We start from the raw sequence: 17,146 nt of genomic DNA on the forward strand, positions 1-17,146 counted from the left end.
TCTCGCTTACGCAAAAAACATCATTTGAAGGCCGAAGACTACAATCAGGCCTTCCACAACCATGAGGAACCGCTCTTTGGAAATACGGCTCAGCAGCAGCTTGCCGGTGTAGCTACCGCCAATCATGGCCACGCCCGCGAAGGTGCCCACCAGCAGGCCTTTGGTCGTGACGAGCGCATACTTACTGTACACAATAGTTTTGGTAAGGTGCAGCACCAGCGAGGCGAAGGCGTCGCTGGCCACGTAGGCCACGGGCGGTAAGTTCAGGCCCAGAAAAAACAGGGCGCCGGTAGGCCCCGCGCTACCCGTCAGGCCCGACAGGAAGCCCGTCAGCGCACCGCCCAGCACCATGCCCGGGTTGCCCAACTCCACTTTTTTCGCAAAGTTGAGGTGCCGGTAAGCGACCACCAGTACCAGAAAGCCGCCCACCAGCTTGAATATCCAGTCGGCTTTCATCCCCGAATACAGGCTACTGGACAGGATGGCCATGGGGAGGGAGCCCGCCAGAAAGTACAGCACCGGTTTCCATTGCAACTCGTGCCGGCCAAACCAGAAGCGGGACGCATTGCCAAATATCTGCGCTACGGTGAGCACCGGCACGGCCTCCTTTATTCCCACGATGCCAGCCAGAATAGGCAAAAAAATCAGCGCTCCCCCAAAGCCAACCGAGGCTGAAACCGTGGCCGCCAGGTAGGCAACCACAAAAAGAATGAGATATTCCATTGTTAAAAACGTAACTAGTTGATTAAGCGTAATTTGCTCCGTATTGAAGCTATCATTGCCTCAAGGTTAAAATATGATTCTGTTTAGAATCTGTGCTGCCGCTGACTTGCTGAAATCTGCACTAAAAGGCAAGGATTTTTAATCGATGTGTCAGCACCCTGTTTACCCGGGTTAGCCCACTACGTGACTAGCCGATAGTGCCTGGAAGACACCGCCGGCGGGGTTGCCCACAAGCCACTTTACTGCGCCTGGCTACGGAAGAATTTGCTGGCCGTCGGCGGTGAAAAGTATTTCCTGCTTTTTGCCAGCTTGTGCTAGCTCGGCCTCGTACAGTATACGGCCGTCAGCGTTGGTAACGGTAGCGATTTCCTGCACTTGATAGGCCTTGAAATCACGGGTCAGCGTAGCCCGCACTGCGGGCGGCAACTGCTTATCATTCAGAACAATTTCGGTTTCCTGCACTGGCCCGGAGGGGGTGATAACGACCGACATCTGCTGGCCATTCAGCTGGAAGTCAGCTTCGTAAACATCCTGGGTCAGAAAAGCATCGCGGGCCCAGAAATCGTTGTGGGTTTCGTAGTCATACGCCTGCTTAATCTGTTGCGTATCCTTTTCCCAGGTGGCAGTTTTCACCGTCGGAAAACGAGCTTCGAACGCAGCTTTGACAGGGGCCGGAACCTGCGTTAAACTGATTTTCTGAGCGTGCGCCGCCGTGGAGCCAACAAACAATGCAGCCAGGAAAAACAAGGGATATTGCATGAGTGGGATAAGAAAGGTTAGGAAGCATGCATAGGAAAAAACCTGCCAGAAAATATGGATAATTCCTATAAAAGCTCCTTGGTGGGTATAATGCTGATAATCCCGCCCAAATCATCGACCAGCCGCCCCGAATTATCCCCCAGCAGGACTTGCGCGCTGCTGGTGGCCCATGCGTAGACAGGCCGGCGAGCCGGGCCTGTTGCGAAGTGCCTTAGGAGTAGCTGCGCTTGCCCCGCACAGGCTGCCAGAGCCGGCGGAGCTGCCCCAGATAGCGCGACGACACCAGATACAGCGTCCCGACCCAGGCCCCGGTCGCCAACCAGCCCGCCAGTACGTCGGAGGGATAGTGGGCCGCCAGGTAAAGGCGTGACCAGGCCACGCCCAGCGCAAATAGTAGCCCGGCGCCCCAGGCCACCCAACGCCAGCGCGTGGGCCAGCACACGATGCCCAGCGTGCAGGCCAGGGCCAGCGAGGCCATGGCGTGCCCACTCGGGAAGCTCGGGTCGGGCAGCTGCAGGGGCGGCGCACTGCATACCTGGTGGTAGAAATCGGGTCGCAGGCGGTCGAAGTGGTACTTGGCCAGCAGGTTGAGGGCCATGGTGCCGCCCACCGCCCCCACGCTGAAGCCCAGGGCCCGGTAGCGCCGCTGCCGCATGAGCTGCCACACGCCCAGCGCCCCAAGGGCGTACACGGCCAGCCACACCGGGCCATCGAGGGCGCTGAGCTGGCTGGCCAGCAGGCAGCGCCCATCCCCCTCGTGCTGGTGCAGGAAGTCGAGTAGGGGGCGGTCGAAGGGAAAGCCGTGGTCGGGTTGCAGGCGGTCTTCGCGCAGCTCGTGCGCCACCTCGGCAAACAAGCCCCACGAGCCCACGATAACGGCCAGCAGCAGCCAAAGCAACCGGTGACGACGGAGCGAAAGGAAAGCGGAATGGAGATTCATGGCGAAAAAGCGTAGTGTCCCGGCACGCACGGCTGCGCTGCCGGGGGTGGTTGCATAACTGGGGTGCCTGCTAGCCGGCTACCGCGGTAAGACTGGGCGGGCTGCTTCCGGGCAGGCCGTACGCCTAGGTAGTAAACTCCACTCGGAGCGTGTGCCAGCTGGTACCCGCCACGTAGTCGTACCGCACCCGAAAGCCATAATAGGAGCAGATATGCTGCACGATGCTCAGCCCCAGGCCCGGCGAGTCGGAAGCAGCGTTGTGTTTGCGGAAGCGCTCGAAAAACCGGTTGGGGTCGCCCGCGATGGCTGGCCCGGTATTGCTCACTTCCAAAGCCGCCTTGCTGAGCGCTACGGCCAGGATACCACCCGGGTGGTTGTGCTTAATGGCATTTTGCAGCAGGTTTTGCACCAGCGAGTCAGCCAGGCCAGGGTGCAGCAGGTGGGGCGGCAGCCCGGGCTCTACGTCCAGGGTCAGGTGCAGGTCACGGGCCTCCAGCAGCGGCCCCAACAGGTCCAGCCGGTCGCGCAGCACCTGCTCCAGGTGCACGGGCACGGCCTCGGCGGGGGCAAACTGCTGGTTTTCGAGGCGGCTGAGCAAGGTTAGCGACTGGTGCAGGCGCGAGAGGCGGCGCGTAGTTTTCAGCAGCTCGCCCACCAGCGTGAGCGTGGCCTCGTCGGCGGCCAGCGTGGGGGCTTGCAGCAGCTGCTCTAATTGGGCCTGGATGATGGCCAGCGGGGTCTGGGTTTCGTGGGAAGCATTTTCGGTGAACTGGCGCAGGCTCTCGTAATCGGCCACCAGGCGCTCGCTCAGCTGGTTGAGGGCGTGGTTGAGCTCGGCAAACTGGGTGATGGGCGGCCGGGGCAGGCCCAGTGGCCGGTGCTGGTGCAAGTCATAGCTGCGCAGCCGGGCCAGCGTGTGTTCAAAGGGCCGCCAGAGCCGCCGCGCCACCCAGCGGTTCAGCCCTACCACCCCGAGCAGCAGCAGCCCCAGGGCCCCGAGCAGTACTTCCAGCAGCACCCGCCGCAGGTCGTGGCGTTCCACCAGCGACTGGCGCAGGGTCAGCCACTCGGGGCCGCGCCCGGCATCGAGCCGAAAGGTGAGCTGCCGGAAGGGCACCAGCTCCTGCTCCCGCTCGTCGAGCAGCAGCGTATCGGAGTAGCCCAGGCGGCGGGGCTGGCGGCTGCGGCCGAGCTGGTAGGCAAACAGCAAATCGGTGGGCAGGGGCTGGCCGCGGGCCACGCGCCGTTGCAAGGTCAGGCGCTCGCTGAGCAGCTGCTCGTCCGTTTCGTGGCGCAAGACCTGCGGCAGGCCCGCGTAGAGCAGGGCACTGGCCAGCACAAACAGGCCGGTGGTCAGCAGCAGGTAGTAGCGGGTGGTAGCCGTGAGCAGGTTCATGGGCAGGCCTATTCGGAACTGAGCTTGTAGCCCACCCCGTACAAGGTGCGGATGTAGTTGTCAGCCCCGCGCTCCTGCAGCTTCTTGCGCAGGTTCTTGAGGTGCGTGTAAATGAAGTCGAGCGAGTCGGCAGCATCTACCTGGTCGCCGCACAGGTGCTCGGCGATGGCTTCCTTGGTGAGCACCCGACCGGGATTGGCCAGGAAGTACAGCAGCAGGTCGTATTCCTTGCGGGTGAGCGTCAGGGACTCGCCGCGCACGAGGACTTCGTTCTGCTCGGGCCACACGAGCAGGTCGCGAAATACCAGGTGGTGCTGCCCCTGAAACTGCCGCCGCCGGATGATGGCGCGCAACCGGGCATTTAGCTCCGAGAGGTGAAACGGCTTCACCAAATAGTCGTCGGCCCCCAGGTCGAGCCCCTTGATGCGGTCGTCCAGCCCGTCGCGGGCGGTGAGTACCAGTACCCCGGCCGGGGAGTTATCCAGCTTCAGCTCGCGCAGCAAATCCAAGCCATCCCCGTCGGGCAGCGTCAAATCCAGCAGCACGCAGTCGTAGCGGTAGAGCGCGATTTTCTCCTGGGCCTGCCCAAAGCTGGCCGCCACCTCTACTACGTATCCTGTTTGGCGTAGCGACTCGGTCACGGCCTGGCGTAGCGCCGCCTCATCTTCTACTAAAAGCACTTTCATACAGAAATCGCAAATTGGCTGGCAGCAAAGAAGCCGCGCAATTCTAAAGTGATTCTGGAGAAACAACGCGCTTGCTCAGGATTGTGCGCTGCTTTTGTTGGTTTGGTCGGCTCTGCAGCATGTACTTAGTGAAAGCCCCTGTAGAAATAACAATTAAAAACTTAATACGCTGAAATCTAGGCATTAAAAGGTACAAAAATCATTAATGAACTTGTGCTTTTTAATACTTACAACTCATCCGTTTTTGTACTCTGAATGCTGCGTCCGTATCTTGTACTAAGCTTCCTTTAATGCCTTGGCAGCTCGCACGAATGCTGCATTGCAGTACTTTTCGCGGTCAGTAATGGGAAGCATAGAATTTTCCTTGCGTTCCCATTCCACAATCAGCTTGGCAATATTTTCCCGCCCCAGCACGGGGGCATAGCGCGCAATACTTACTTCCTTGATTTTCCACTTACCACGCAGCTTTTCAACTAAATCTTTGGTAACCGGATGCGCCAACCAAGCCTCAGGTATACGCTTTGCAGGCTGTGGCTGGAGCAACTCAAACCGCAGGGACACGATGCGACGGCGCCCCAGGGCCCCAGAGTCCGCTTTTAAGCCGGTTACCCGAAAAGCCAGCTCGGTCGTGGCCAAATCAAGCAGCGGCACTTCGGTCGTGCGCTTAATCAAATCTGCCACGTTGGCATATTTCATTTTGGGCTGACCGCCTTTATCTTTCACCACCCGGTCCCGCTTATCAGTTTGGTGATGGCAGTCCATTAGCTTACGATATTCTTCGACCGACACCTCCCAGACTCCGGTATCGCGAAATGCGGCCAATAGCTCGTACAGCCGCATCGAGTACCAATTGCTGAGCCTGAGATACTCCTCAAGCCGAAACGTTGAATAATGCGCGGGATTCACCAGGTAAGTTGTTAACTGGGGATTTAGCATAACCGTGATAACGCCGTTGTGATACCCTACGGCCTCCTTTTTCGTCGTATCCAGCAGGTGGCGTGGCTGCCGCTGGCCACCAGGCGGGCACTCTAGCTTCCACACTACCTGAGCCAGTTGGCGCACGGCAGCTTTCACCTCAACGTAGGCATTCTCCCGCGTCAACTGACCAGGGGAAATAATACTTTCCAAGGAAAGCTGAAAAAACGGACGCAGTTCGGTGCCATCATGATTTATCTGGTCGAGCACGCGAGCCAGAATACGCTTGGCCACTACCCCGGTCCGGGGTTGATGGGCAAACGTGATGTTCCAATGCTGCCTGATGAAGTTACGGTGGACTGCGGTGTAAGTACGAGCGGACGGAAAACCAGACACGACAAGGAAGTGAATAGGTATAGCAATTAATTTTCCTATGACGGTAGGCAAACGAACAACTGGCCGAGACCATGACAAAAACCCTCCATCCTTTGTAAGGTAAGGATAGAGGAAGTTGCCCCACAAACTTTAGAAAAAAGATTTGTGAATAAGTCACCCGCTTTTTCTGGGGGTATTTGTCGCAATTCGATTCCCGAATCCGGGGGTATTTGTCGTAGAACGGTGGGGGTATCTGTCGCAGAAGATTTGCCAGCAACAGGGGCATCTGTCGTAATTCTGCCTCCACTCCTTATTATAACTACTTTGTTAAGAAAAATACTATCCTGTTAAAAAAACACTAGCTTAGTACCCACAGGCAAAGGGCATTCAGAGGTGGAATAATTTTTCCATAATTCCACCATCAGCAGACAAAACCAACGAGGTTCTGACGAAGTCAGACGCTTTTGATGAATTGCATATTTTAAAGAATAATTAGGCACAAGAGAAGCTATGACCCGTATCGTAAGCTTGCCCCTGTTTCGTTAGCGGTCAAACCTGTACCTACTAGCCGGCGGCTAGCGGCCCGGCACGTATTACCACCCCCTACTAGCCACTACAGCCAACGTCTGGTTACGCCCGCTTCCAGCAGTTACCGAGCACCGGGCACCACCTAGGCCAGCCGGCCGCACCTAACCGCCGCTACCTAGCCGGCCGGCCCCCGGCTTCGAATCAAATCCGGGTCGGTACTTTACCCACCTAACACTGGTCACCTGGCTGACACCCCAGCCACGAGCCATTGCCTCCCTACTAAACTATTACTGCGCGATACCCACCTTACCAACTTAAGAGAAACGCGTCACGCACTGACCAACCACCTCTTTACTTTTCAAGCACGCTAGTTAAAGCTATGCCCTTTAGGGCAAGACTTTAGTTGCTACTCACCTGCGGGCGCTGGGTAGCTTTGTGGGATGAAGCAGCGAACAGGCAGCCATTCGGTTCATAAGCTGGAAGTGCATCTGGTGTGGAGTACGAAGTACCGCTACCACGTGCTGACCGGGGACGTGCAACTGCGCTGTCGGGACTTGCTACGCCAAACGTGTAATGCGCTGGATGTGCAGATTTTGAAGGGCGTGGTGAGCAAAGACCATATTCATTTGCACGTGTCGTATCCGCCCTCCTTAGCCCTAAGTGAGCTAATGCGCCGTCTGAAAGGGCGCAGTGCCAAGCTCTTGCTCCAAGAATTCCCGGAGTTGAAACGTCGGTACTGGGGCGGGCATTTTTGGGGAATTGGGTACGGCGCTTGGAGTGTGGGCAATATCACGGACGAATTATTGGCGTCGTATTTGAATCATCACAAAGACCAACCTAATGGGGACGAGAATTTTATTCTGGAGTAGCCCACTTACAGTAGTCGTCTTTCAGTCGGCTTTAGCCGAAACTACCGACTTTCAGTCGGAAAGCAAACCTATGGACTTATAGTCCATAGTCGTTTAGTCCTTATCGCCGCTAAATAAGCCTAGCTGCAGGTCTTGCCTGACTTGCAGCGCTTCGGCTTTCTGTTCCTCCAGAATAGCTTTGGCAGCTCGCACAAAGGCCGCGTTGCAATATTTATCACGGCTATCGATGCGCCGGGCCGAGTTCTCCTTCAGCTCCCACTCGCGAATAAGCTTGGCAATCCCGGCCCGCTGTAGCGTGGTCGCGTAAAGCGCAATATTCTTATCCGATACCCTCCAGCCGCGCAGCTTCTCAATAATCGGCCCGGTTACCGGGTTTTTCAGCCACGCGACGGGAATGGTCGTGGCCTGCGGGTGCAGCAACTCAAAGCGCAGCCCCTCAATTTTTCGCCGGCCGCGACCGGTACGGGCAGTCTCGTAGCGCGGAAGTACCCGAAAAGCCAGCTCGGTATCGGCCAGCTCCGCCAGCGGCTCAGTGGTGGTGTAGCTGATGAGGTCGTTGACACTAGGGTATTTCAGGCGGGGCTGCCCGTCTTTATCCTTCAGCACCCGCCCACGCTTGTCCGTCTGGTGCCAGCAATCCAGGAGCTGCCGGTACTCGTCTAGTCCCACTTCCCAGACCCCGGTGTCGCGAAATGCCGCCAGAATCTCATACAGCCGCATCGAGTACCAGCTGCGTAGCTTCAGGTAGCTATCAAGTCGGTAGGTAGTGTAGTGCGCAATCTGAATGAAGTACGGGGCCAACTGCGGATTCAGCAGCACGGTAATAACGCCGTTCTGGTAGCCCACCGGCTGCTCCTTCGTGGTATCGAGCAGGTGCCGAATCTGCCACTTCTCATTTTCCACGTCTTTAAACTCCCAGCTGGTCGCCACCAGCTCCCGTAAGGCTACTTCCACTTCCCGATAGGCATTTTCCCGACTGATACCCACACTGTCGGTGATATCACCCAGGGCCAGCTGGTAGTATTCCCGCAACTGGAAGTCATCATCCCGAATTTGGTCCAGCACCCGCGCCATAATGCGCTTAGCGGCCACACTCATCTTGATTTGGCGCGCAAAAGTGACGTTCCAGTGCTGCTTGACTAATTCTTTATGCTGCGGCTCATACACGAGCGTCAGGGGCAGCGCCGAAGTGGCGGTAGGGCGGCGTTTGTCGGCCATGGTAAAGAGTAAAGATTACCTCTAATGTATCACAAAAAAGCGGGTTGTTGATAACCTACTCGCTTTTTGCCGGGGTAAAACTCGCTTTATTCATTCGGGAACCAGGGGTAAAACTCGCTTTATTCCGGTTGAATTCGGGGGTAAAACTCGCTTTATTCAAGTCAAAATCGGGGGTAAAACTCGCTTTATTCCGTTTACTCCTTATAGAGTAACTAGGTAGTGTAGAGTAAGTACTAGCTTGTAATTATTCCTACTATTTAGTGGGCGCCCAAATTTAGCTTTCAAAAGCTGTGGAAAACCTATGACGTCTACAAGGAACAAACCCGCATTGCTACAACCCGAACGCAAAAAAAGTGATTGCACTTTATAAAGATTTAGTATAACATAAGCAATTAAAAGGGAGTTATCACCCGATAAAGAGTCCGCCAGAGCAATAACCACCTCAACGTTCTGCTGGGAGTAACACTTAAAAAAACGAGTTTTACCCCCTAATTCAGCTTTCGTACCTAAGCTGCCTTAAGCGCTTGATTATAAATTCTCAACCAGTATAAGTAAGGCAGTAACGCAGAGAATAGCTCCACATTAAAATCACGCTCACTGCTCAAGCCGCCCAAGCCAAGAAGCGTGGCTTGTCCGTTCTATCCCCTAGCTGACTGAAGGGAAGAAGCAACTGCTCCAACTAAACGATGGTAGTACTGCTCCAATTCCAAGCCAAATCGGTGGATTAACGATGCTACAAGGAAGAACACAACGTCCAGACAGCTGTTGACCATCCTAATAATCGACACTAAAGGTCAAAATAGGGGGCAAGGTGACCACGGAATACCATGAGATAGGCATGGGGGCCTCTGATAGCAATCCGTGCTGCTACACGCCAGAAAAAGACTGGACACTCAGAGGGTGTTTCAGTACAGTGGCTGAAAAGCTACCTGCCACGTTGCCAAAACGCCAGTAGCCGCAGGATAGCCCCCTATTGCCGGGTAAGTTGACGGATACGCCGATTGTTGGAGTCAGCCACGTATAGTACCGCACCCGAGGTCAGCACCGTGATGCCTGCGCTGCGACTGAAGAGCGAAGTGGTGGCCGGCCCGTCGAGGTAGCCCAGCGTACGGGGGTTACCGGCGAGTAGGCTTACTTGGCCGGTGGTCTCGATGCGGCGCAGACAGCCGTTGCCCCAGTCAGCTACGTAGAGTACACCACTGGCATCTACCGCCAGACCAGTGGGCAAATAAAGCTTGGCCTGGCTCCCGAGGCCGTCGGCATAGCCACCAGCACTGCCAGCCACGGTGCTTACCGTACCCGCTGCGATTTTACGAATCCGGTGATTATTGTAATCGGCCACGTACACGGTGCCCTGCCCATCCACGGCCACGCCGGTGGGGTAGTAAAAAAGGGCGGCCGCGGCGGGACCGTCGGCAAAATTGCCGGGCACGAACTTCACATCAGTAGGTCCGCTACCGGCCAGTGTGCTCACCACCCCTTGGGCGCTAATCTGGCGGATACGCTCGTTGCGCGCGTCGGCCACGTACACGGTGCCCTGCTGGTCACAGGCTAAGCCCATGGGCTCCCAGAAACGGGCCGTGGCAGCCAGGCCATCCTGGAAGCCGGGAGCTGTGGTGCCGGCCCAGGTACTCACCACCCCGGCCGGGCTGATAGCGCGGATACAGTTGTTGTTATAGTCAGCCACATACACGGTGCCCTGCCCGTCTACGGCTACGCCGGTGGGGTAGTTGAAGGCGGCAGTGGCGGCTGGCCCATCAAGATAACCGGCGGTTCCGCGGCCGGCCAGCGTGCTCACCACCCCGGACGGCGTCACCTTGCGGATGCAGTGGTTGTCGCTATCGGTTACGTAGAGGTTGCCCTGCGCGTCGAGGGCAGCCTGATTTGGCCCGGTAAAAGTGGCCGTGCCGCCCGGCCCGTCGGCGCGGCCGCTGGTGCCGGTGCCAGCCAGCGTACTGACGACGTAGGCTGGCGCGGAGGCACCACTGATAGTAGGGTCATCATTCTTCCTGCAGCCTAGCAGGGCAGCGGTCAACAACAAAGCAATGGCGACGTGACGCATTGAAAAGGGGTATAAGAATGAAAGGATACGTGTCTAGTGGGAGCGCAGGCTAAGCCTAGTCTGGGGCAGGCTTGCGCCGGGCTCGTAGAACGGGTCAGGCACGGCTGCATAAAAGCCAGGTAACCGAGGTCACGGCGTTCAAGCACGCAACGGCGAAAGGCTGGTTGCTGCCAGCAGCCGTGAAGCCGGCGGTAGTTACCACCTGACGCATACGGGACGGCAATCCGGCCACCCAATGCTAAAATCTGGCTTCCGTGAGGTGGCCATCCGCCAGTTGGTGATAGTGGAGCCTGCGCTGCCTGCACATTGTAACAGCCTATGCGTAGCCGATGTGGCACAATTTGCCACGCATACAGACGCCCCAGGGGTGAGGGAATTACTTAGCAGCCAGAAAATAAACAAACCCACCAGTCGGGACTCGGGACATGTCATTGGTGATGATGCTATTCAGGCAAAATAATGTAGCTACATGAATCCGCCAGCTTGCGCAGCTTCCGTTCACTATGCCTGGGCAGGGCCACGAACAGCTAGTACTATTAAAAGCCACTTAAAAAATAAAAAAATCGACTCGGCTTGTTTTGAAGTCTTTAAAGATTATTAATACACTCTTTATTCTTTAGAGGCAAAAAACTAACTGATTATCAGATTATTGCAAATATATAGCCGGAAAATCGACCGTTATACACCGGAAAATCGGCCGACGAGACCGGAAGAACGGCCGTTGGACGCCGGAAAATCGGCCGATGGAACCGGAAGAACGGCCGACAAGACCGGAAGGAATCCGTATCTTTTCCGGTATCAACGGCCAATCTTCCGGTTTACCCATGGATGCAATGCAAACGAGGCTGCACGAAGTAGCTTTTTTGAGCAACACTTTCGTCCGCTCCCCGCTGGCACTCAACAATGTCGAGGCCCGCATTTTTGCCCTGGCCCTGGGCTGCCTGCACCAGAAGCAGGATACGCTGGCTTTTCGCATCCATTTCAACGACATCACGCGTGGCGGCAGCACCGGGGGCAAGCAATATGCAGAGCTGGCCGCGGCCCAGACGCGCCTGACCCAACCCATCATCAACACCTCGCTCAAGAACGGCAAGAAGCGCCGTGATGCTATCTCCCTGTTCAACATCCTGAGCTTGGATGAGGGGACTAATCTAATAACCGGGGAATTCAATTCCCGGCTGAAGGAGCACCTGCTGGATTTGACGGGTAAATTCACGACCGTTGAGCTAGAGTCACTGCTCACGCTCAAAAACGCGCATAGCCAGCGCCTGTTCTGGATTATGCGCAGCTACCATAACCAGACCTGGGAGGAACCACTGCCATTTGAGACGCTGCGGGAGTGGCTGTTCGGGGAAAACTCCGAACAGTACGCCGACTGGACGGATTTTAATCGCTACGTGCTCAAGCCCGCGATTGAAGAGTTCCGGGCCATTGGTTGGCAGGTGGACGTGACCATGCAGAAGCGCGGCCGGCGGGTCGAGGCGCTGGTGTTTAAGATGACTAGCACCCGGGAGACGCTGGTGCCGGTCGCGAAAGCCAAGAAAGCGCTGACGCTGACGGAGATTGAAGAATTCCGGAAGATGCTGGAAGCAACTTACCGGGAATTGCCGGCGCTTTACGACCGACTGCGACTTGACTTCGAGCTGAAGGAATACCAGGCGCGCGAAGTAGTGCAGAATATCAAGGACCTGACGGCCTACCGGTCGGTCACCAAAGTACTCCACGACGTGCGGATAGCCTTGGCCAACCGCAAGCCGATTAAGTCGCTGCCTGCCTACACGCTCAGTCAGCTAAAAGCCGTCCTCCCCGTTTACCAAACGCTGGGGGCGACGCCAGCCGCCCCGGCTACGAAGAAAGCGCCTGCTGTGCAGGAAGCGCTACGCGCGCAACTCCACGAAGTGCAGGAGCGGTTGAAGTTTGTGCAAAAAGAGGCCCCGACGAACCTGTTTTCCGAGCAGGAAAAAGCGGCCCGCATAGCCGCCATTAAAGCTGAAATCGTGGAATTGACCGAAAAATTAGCGCAGTAGTCTGCCATCTGCAATCACTGAATCTAGCTAGTGTGTGGTGTGTCCCCTACCCCTACAGGTCGGCGTAGTTGCCCCGAAACTTCCAGCACGGTCCAGGGCCTCGGAACACCTGCTGTGAGGTGGTCGGGTAAATGTGGACAGAATAGGGTCTTACCTTTCGCACGTCATGAATGCCAACCCCTGCCCCCACCAAACGTCGGCGCTAGGATGCCGCCTTCCGGGCCGAGGCCCTGCGCTTAGTCGCTGAAGGTTGCTCGACCCAGGCTGCGGCGCACGCCCTCACTATCGACCCCAAGCGCAGTTAGTAAGTAGCAAAAAGAAACGCTTACTCCCGTGGCGGCCCGTGGGGCGGAGCTGGTGTTGTCCTGGGCTTAGTGATGGAAGCTGTTACCTTCATAATTTCGCAGGCCTGGGCGAAATTTCTCGACTAGGCTTGTGCACGCCCACCGTCCATGGCCCGCGACTCCGCAAAAGCCCGTCCCGCTACTCTGGTTGGAACCACTCGGCTAAGAGAACTGCTACGGCCCTATGCCAGCAGTGGGGCCGAGTGGTTCATAACGGCGGCTTGCTCACTACTACCGGCATCAGAAGTTCCGGCGCTGACCGTAATCGTGTGGCTGAATGGGCAGGAGCTGGCCCGGTGGCCCCTGCACGCAATGGCTTACGGCAGCCTGGTGAGCCAGCTCATCAAGCAGCCAGCCGGCCCATTTGCCATCCCGCACGCCCGCGATTTTGCGTATGATGAGTATGCCGAGTTCGAGGCGCGCCTCACCGAGGCGAGGCGCGTGCTTGCCGACCTGATTCCGCCCTATAACGCGCTGCTGTACCGGCTAAGCTACACGACACGGGCGGCGGGCTTATCGGCCAAGCAGGTGGCCAGCTGGGTCAGCCAGGCCGAGCAGGCGCTGGCCGCGACCCAGGGCGTAGCGCTGCGGCAGCTCCTTCGCGCGGTGGGTCCCCCGCGCTTTGCCGCGCATTCCCACCAGCTCAACGCTTTACTTCCCAGCGTGGAGCAGGGCAGGCGGCAGGCGATAGCGTTTTTGGCCCACGCCCTGCCGCCTACTTCCCCAGCGGAGCCGGGGGAACCGACAACCCCGGGCGCGGAATACAGCCAATGGGATTGGGTTGAGCTGCAACTTGATAAGCGGGGCGTTTCAGCCGAGCTGGCGTGGGAAAAGTTCAGGTATTTGCCCGAGGTGGAGGCAAGAGTAGCCCCGTTCGGGAGTGCCGCGGCCGGGGCGGGCGCCCCATCCGAGTCGGTGGCAGGCCCACCCGCGGCGGAAAACCCCGTCCGCGAGCAGCTGCTGAAGATTCGCCGGCAGGTCGATACTCTGCTGGCTATCCTTGACTAGGTAGGCTTACCCCATGAATATTGCCGGGATTACCGACATTTTGGAAAATTTAGAAACGGGCGCCATCACGTGGGAGCAAGCCCTGCGGCAGGTAACAAGCTTGCCTAAGGTCTGGCAAACCGCCGAGTGGAAAGCGCGTCGGCAGGCCCTCATTCAGGATAATTGCGCGGTGTGCGCGACGACCAAGGGACCGTTTGTGTTGCAGCATCTGACCCCCACGCTTTCGTTTAAAGAGATGTGCCAGGTGGTTAAATACGAGTTGCGCCAACAACTCCTACCGCAAGTCAACGCCGCACTCCCCGACGCGGAGGTGGCGGCCCACATCGGCGCCGGCGAGTCGCGTAAGGCCTGCCCCCACTGCGGGGCGCTCAGTATTCGCCATCGCCTGACAATAGCGCCGCATTACGTATGCGGCAAATACGGGCCGGGAGGGGCGGGCTTTGATGAGCCTACTGCCGTGGCATACTATATCAAGCAGCGCACGACGGACCGGGCCTACGCCATGAAGCTGGCGCGTGAGTTCCTGGCCAGCGTGGCCACGATTGCGCGGCTGCGGGAGTATGACCAGCAGATTCAGCACGAAGCCACCCTACGCAGCCTGCGCCAGTCGCTGGCTTACCGCTCGCTGACCCACACGGCAACCTACTGCAAGGGTTGCGCATTCAAGGCTGACTGGCCCTACATGCTGCGTCAGGCGCAGTAACGGCCAGGCGGGTGCACTTTTGCAAATATCTTACCATTCGTTCTTATGGAAATTCCGGGTGTTTTACCACTCATTCTGGAAGACTGGGAATCGCATCTGGCTGGAATTCCGAAAGGAGAGTCTGGCGAAACGGCCGAGTTTTTTCTGCATTTGCAGGTGACCGACTGGCCGCATGAGCCGGAGAAGTTCTTTGTGATGTCCGACCAGCGCCGGCCGTATGCGGGTGGCTCGGCCATAGCCCCTGCTGATTCACTGCGCAAGCTGTGGGCCCTGAATGGGTTGCGCGATGCCCTCAAAGCGCAGCTAGTGGCCCTTATCGAGTCGTACTGCCGCAAAACCGGCCAGCTGCCGCTGCCGGGTGACGAGTTCGTCGTCAAGGCTACGTCCGCCCAGGATGACGAGTTAAGTTGGCGCGGGCATTATGTGGTCACGAAACGGCTCCTCATGCCCCCGTACCTCAGGCCCCAAGATTACGTTTATCTCTTCCTGAACGAGTTGGAGTGGACTCAGAGTACCTTGCCCTGAGAGTCGGCCTAGGTCCTACCCGAAGCTAGCGGGAGGCAAGCAAACCCTGCTGCGCTGGTAATAAAGCAGGAATCTGCGACTACCAGTGCCTGCTGGTAGGTAAGCAAGTAGTCGCTATAAGCTTAGCGGAAATTTCTGTTCCTGCTCTTGTGCTACCCCGTTACGGGTAGCATTGCGCCGAAAAAGCTGCCGTGTCGGCTGCCGTATCTTTGGCCCCTTAGATGCCGGGTATATGAGCAAGCTGAAAATTAAGAATTTTGGGCCGATAACCACTGGCTATGCCAGCGAAGACGGCTTTATGGACTTCCACAAGGTGACGGTTTTCATCGGTAGTCAGGGCAGTGGTAAAAGCAGTGTCGCCAAGCTTTTTTCAACCATGAGCTGGCTGGAAAAAGCCCTGTTTCAGGGGCGGGTGACGGCAGATTATATTACCCGGGATAATTTGTTTGTGAATGAGTACTGCGCCTACATGAACCTGAAAAGCTACTTCCGGACCGATACCCTTATCGAGTACCAGGGCAGGGTTGGCGTATTACGGTATGAGCAGCAGAAGCTGACGGTCAAGCTGCATCAGGAAAGCACTGGGTATCGCGTGCCGAAAATCATGTACGTACCAGCCGAGCGCAATTTTTTGAGTGCGGTAGATGAACCGGATAAACTAAAAGGGCTGCCGAGCGCCTTACTGGAGTTTTGGGAGGAACTGCGCCGCGCCCAACGAGAAACCACGAACAGCTTGCCGCTGCCCGTCGGCAACCTCCGTTTCGACTACGATAAGTCGGAGAAGATTCCGTGGCTTAGCGGCAAGACGGCCGGCCAGGTAGACTTTCGGCTGCGGTTGTCGGAGGCTTCCAGCGGCTTCCAGTCGCTGGTTCCCCTGCTGCTGGTGTCACGTAATCTGGCCCTGGCCATTCACAAAGAACACGATGCCTCACGCAGCGAGTTGAGCGGTGAGGAGCGGCGGCGCTTGCGCCAGCAGGTCGATGCGATTCTAAAAGCTAACCTACCCCTCGAAGTGCAACAGGAGGCCTTGGAGTCGCTGGCCGCACGCTTTCGTCGCGAGACGTTCCTGAATGTAGTGGAAGAGCCCGAGCAGAATCTGTTCCCAGCCTCGCAGCGGGTGGTCCTGTATGAGCTGCTCAGCTACGCCAATACGACGCCGGGCAACGAGTTAGTTATCACCACGCATAGTCCCTACATCATTAACTACCTTACGCTGGCCATCAAAGCGGACGAGGTAAAAAACGAAGTGGTAGCGGCCCCACATCACGCCCAGCTTCGTAATCAACTGAATACGATAGTACCCGACCAGGCTACCCTGGCGGCCGGCAGCACCGTGGTGTACGCCCTTACCAGCGCCGGTACCATCACGCGCTTACCCATGGATGGCGGCATCCCCTCCGACGAAAACGACCTGAACAACGCGCTCGGCGAGGCCAATGCCCACTTCTCCGATTTGCTGGAAATAGAATTGGCCGCTCTCAATGCCTGATTTCTTTACCGGCTTTTGCGAAAGCGGTCAGCCTTCCGATACGCTTCTCAACGAGCAGCTATTCGGCATCTGCGACGACGCCACCCGGCGAACCGAGCCAGCCTATGTCAGCACGAGCGTAGCAGCAGCGGCCACTTGGATTGCGCGAGTCGAGAACAGGGCCGGTTACGAGGTACTATTCAAGGCGGTTGACCAGTGCATTCTGATTCTTAAGGGCAGTGGCCAGCTCCAGAGCCGCTGCGATGGGATGCTGCTGTACAACTCCACCATCATTTTTGTGGAGCTGAAAGAACAAAGAGACCCCGGCAAAAAGTGGGCCTTTGAGGGCTCCGAGCAGGTGAAGCAGACTATCAAGGACTTCAAAGCCGCGCACGATACCACGGGCAAAATCCTGAGGGCCTACGTCGCCAACAGAATTCAGCCCAACGCGCAGCAAGCGCATTTCAGCGTGTTAAACAATTTCTTTAAGGCAACGTAGGTTGTGCTGCGGGTGCAAGGTACAATCGAGCTGGTGTGAAGGTAATTATTCACTCCGCCATACGCCGTCCGCCTCTCCCCTACCTTGCCGGCCCGACGCGC

15 protein-coding genes are annotated in these 17,146 nt (G+C 57.2%); 7 read left to right on the top strand and 8 right to left on the bottom strand.

Features of this window, described 5'->3' with window-relative positions; all coding sequences use genetic code 11:
- Nucleotides 1-6: 6 nt before the first annotated feature.
- The 6 genes from FNT36_RS23780 to FNT36_RS23805 form a co-directional block, all read right to left on the bottom strand.
- On the bottom strand, nt 7-723 hold the full coding sequence (locus FNT36_RS23780) for a sulfite exporter TauE/SafE family protein (RefSeq protein ID WP_144852973.1): 717 nt from the start codon (nt 721-723) through the stop codon (nt 7-9).
- Nucleotides 724-975: 252 nt separating this feature from the next.
- A complete protein-coding gene (locus FNT36_RS23785; protein ID WP_144852974.1) occupies nt 976-1,482 on the bottom strand; it encodes a PepSY-like domain-containing protein in 507 nt (168 codons plus the stop codon).
- A 211-nt stretch (nt 1,483-1,693) separates the two neighbouring features.
- Nucleotides 1,694-2,422: a phosphatase PAP2 family protein gene (locus FNT36_RS23790; protein WP_144852975.1), complete on the bottom strand. Its 729-nt coding sequence runs from the start codon at nt 2,420-2,422 to the stop codon at nt 1,694-1,696.
- A 124-nt stretch (nt 2,423-2,546) separates the two neighbouring features.
- The gene (locus FNT36_RS23795) at nt 2,547-3,818 is read right to left on the bottom strand and encodes a sensor histidine kinase (protein ID WP_144852976.1); all 1,272 of its coding nucleotides are present in this window, start codon (nt 3,816-3,818) and stop codon (nt 2,547-2,549) included.
- An 8-nt stretch (nt 3,819-3,826) separates the two neighbouring features.
- Nucleotides 3,827-4,504 (bottom strand): response regulator transcription factor, encoded by a 678-nt coding sequence (locus tag FNT36_RS23800; RefSeq protein ID WP_144852978.1) that lies wholly within the window; start codon nt 4,502-4,504, stop codon nt 3,827-3,829.
- A gap of 276 nt (nt 4,505-4,780) precedes the next feature.
- Entirely contained in the window at nt 4,781-5,941 is a 1,161-nt protein-coding gene (locus tag FNT36_RS23805; RefSeq protein WP_144852980.1) for a replication initiation protein, read from the bottom strand.
- Nucleotides 5,942-6,762: 821 nt separating this feature from the next.
- Here FNT36_RS23805 and tnpA point away from each other — a divergent pair.
- Nucleotides 6,763-7,191, top strand: coding sequence for an IS200/IS605 family transposase (gene tnpA, locus FNT36_RS23810; protein ID WP_144852982.1), 429 nt, complete (start codon nt 6,763-6,765; stop codon nt 7,189-7,191).
- A 93-nt stretch (nt 7,192-7,284) separates the two neighbouring features.
- Here tnpA and FNT36_RS23815 read toward each other — a convergent pair whose 3' ends face one another.
- Both FNT36_RS23815 and FNT36_RS23820 read right to left on the bottom strand, forming a co-directional pair.
- Complete coding sequence (locus FNT36_RS23815) at nt 7,285-8,409, bottom strand: replication initiation protein (protein WP_144852984.1); 1,125 nt, start codon at nt 8,407-8,409, stop codon at nt 7,285-7,287.
- A gap of 970 nt (nt 8,410-9,379) precedes the next feature.
- Nucleotides 9,380-10,471 carry an NHL repeat-containing protein gene (locus tag FNT36_RS23820; RefSeq protein ID WP_144852986.1) on the bottom strand — a complete coding sequence of 364 codons (1,092 nt, stop codon included), beginning with the start codon at nt 10,469-10,471 and terminating at the stop codon, nt 9,380-9,382.
- An 824-nt stretch (nt 10,472-11,295) separates the two neighbouring features.
- On the opposite strand from FNT36_RS23820, the gene FNT36_RS23825 reads away from it, so the two are divergent.
- The 6 genes from FNT36_RS23825 to FNT36_RS23850 all read left to right on the top strand — a co-directional run bounded on the left by FNT36_RS23825 (nt 11,296) and on the right by FNT36_RS23850 (nt 17,045).
- Nucleotides 11,296-12,498, top strand: a complete 1,203-nt coding sequence (locus FNT36_RS23825; RefSeq protein WP_233636188.1) for a replication initiation protein — start codon at nt 11,296-11,298, stop codon at nt 12,496-12,498.
- A 452-nt stretch (nt 12,499-12,950) separates the two neighbouring features.
- Nucleotides 12,951-13,850, top strand: coding sequence for a hypothetical protein (locus FNT36_RS23830; protein WP_144852990.1), 900 nt, complete (start codon nt 12,951-12,953; stop codon nt 13,848-13,850).
- Nucleotides 13,851-13,863: 13 nt separating this feature from the next.
- Nucleotides 13,864-14,553, top strand: a complete 690-nt coding sequence (locus FNT36_RS23835; protein WP_144852992.1) for a hypothetical protein — start codon at nt 13,864-13,866, stop codon at nt 14,551-14,553.
- A gap of 45 nt (nt 14,554-14,598) precedes the next feature.
- A complete protein-coding gene (locus FNT36_RS23840; RefSeq protein WP_144852994.1) occupies nt 14,599-15,078 on the top strand; it encodes a hypothetical protein in 480 nt (159 codons plus the stop codon).
- Nucleotides 15,079-15,310: 232 nt separating this feature from the next.
- Nucleotides 15,311-16,567 (top strand): AAA family ATPase, encoded by a 1,257-nt coding sequence (locus tag FNT36_RS23845; protein ID WP_144852996.1) that lies wholly within the window; start codon nt 15,311-15,313, stop codon nt 16,565-16,567.
- Nucleotides 16,560-17,045, top strand: coding sequence for a hypothetical protein (locus FNT36_RS23850; protein ID WP_144852998.1), 486 nt, complete (start codon nt 16,560-16,562; stop codon nt 17,043-17,045). Before FNT36_RS23845 ends, FNT36_RS23850 begins: the two co-directional genes overlap by 8 nt.
- The last annotated feature ends 101 nt before the right edge of the window (nt 17,046-17,146 follow it).

The sequence above is a fragment of the Hymenobacter setariae genome (genome assembly GCF_007713685.1).
GTDB lineage: Bacteria > Bacteroidota > Bacteroidia > Cytophagales > Hymenobacteraceae > Hymenobacter > Hymenobacter setariae.

Excerpts from the sequence above, each read along its gene's own strand:
- FNT36_RS23780 (WP_144852973.1), bottom strand. The coding sequence starts at position 723 with ATGGAATATCTCATTCTTTTTGTGGTTGCCTACCTGGCGGCCACGGTT.
- FNT36_RS23785 (WP_144852974.1), bottom strand. The coding sequence starts at position 1,482 with ATGCAATATCCCTTGTTTTTCCTGGCTGCATTGTTTGTTGGCTCCACG.
- FNT36_RS23790 (WP_144852975.1), bottom strand. The coding sequence starts at position 2,422 with ATGAATCTCCATTCCGCTTTCCTTTCGCTCCGTCGTCACCGGTTGCTT.
- FNT36_RS23795 (WP_144852976.1), bottom strand. The coding sequence starts at position 3,818 with ATGAACCTGCTCACGGCTACCACCCGCTACTACCTGCTGCTGACCACC.
- FNT36_RS23800 (WP_144852978.1), bottom strand. The coding sequence starts at position 4,504 with ATGAAAGTGCTTTTAGTAGAAGATGAGGCGGCGCTACGCCAGGCCGTG.
- tnpA (WP_144852982.1), top strand. The coding sequence starts at position 6,763 with ATGAAGCAGCGAACAGGCAGCCATTCGGTTCATAAGCTGGAAGTGCAT.
- FNT36_RS23815 (WP_144852984.1), bottom strand. The coding sequence starts at position 8,409 with ATGGCCGACAAACGCCGCCCTACCGCCACTTCGGCGCTGCCCCTGACG.
- FNT36_RS23820 (WP_144852986.1), bottom strand. The coding sequence starts at position 10,471 with ATGCGTCACGTCGCCATTGCTTTGTTGTTGACCGCTGCCCTGCTAGGC.
- FNT36_RS23825 (WP_233636188.1), top strand. The coding sequence starts at position 11,296 with ATGGATGCAATGCAAACGAGGCTGCACGAAGTAGCTTTTTTGAGCAAC.
- FNT36_RS23830 (WP_144852990.1), top strand. The coding sequence starts at position 12,951 with ATGGCCCGCGACTCCGCAAAAGCCCGTCCCGCTACTCTGGTTGGAACC.
- FNT36_RS23835 (WP_144852992.1), top strand. The coding sequence starts at position 13,864 with ATGAATATTGCCGGGATTACCGACATTTTGGAAAATTTAGAAACGGGC.
- FNT36_RS23840 (WP_144852994.1), top strand. The coding sequence starts at position 14,599 with ATGGAAATTCCGGGTGTTTTACCACTCATTCTGGAAGACTGGGAATCG.
- FNT36_RS23845 (WP_144852996.1), top strand. The coding sequence starts at position 15,311 with ATGAGCAAGCTGAAAATTAAGAATTTTGGGCCGATAACCACTGGCTAT.
- FNT36_RS23850 (WP_144852998.1), top strand. The coding sequence starts at position 16,560 with ATGCCTGATTTCTTTACCGGCTTTTGCGAAAGCGGTCAGCCTTCCGAT.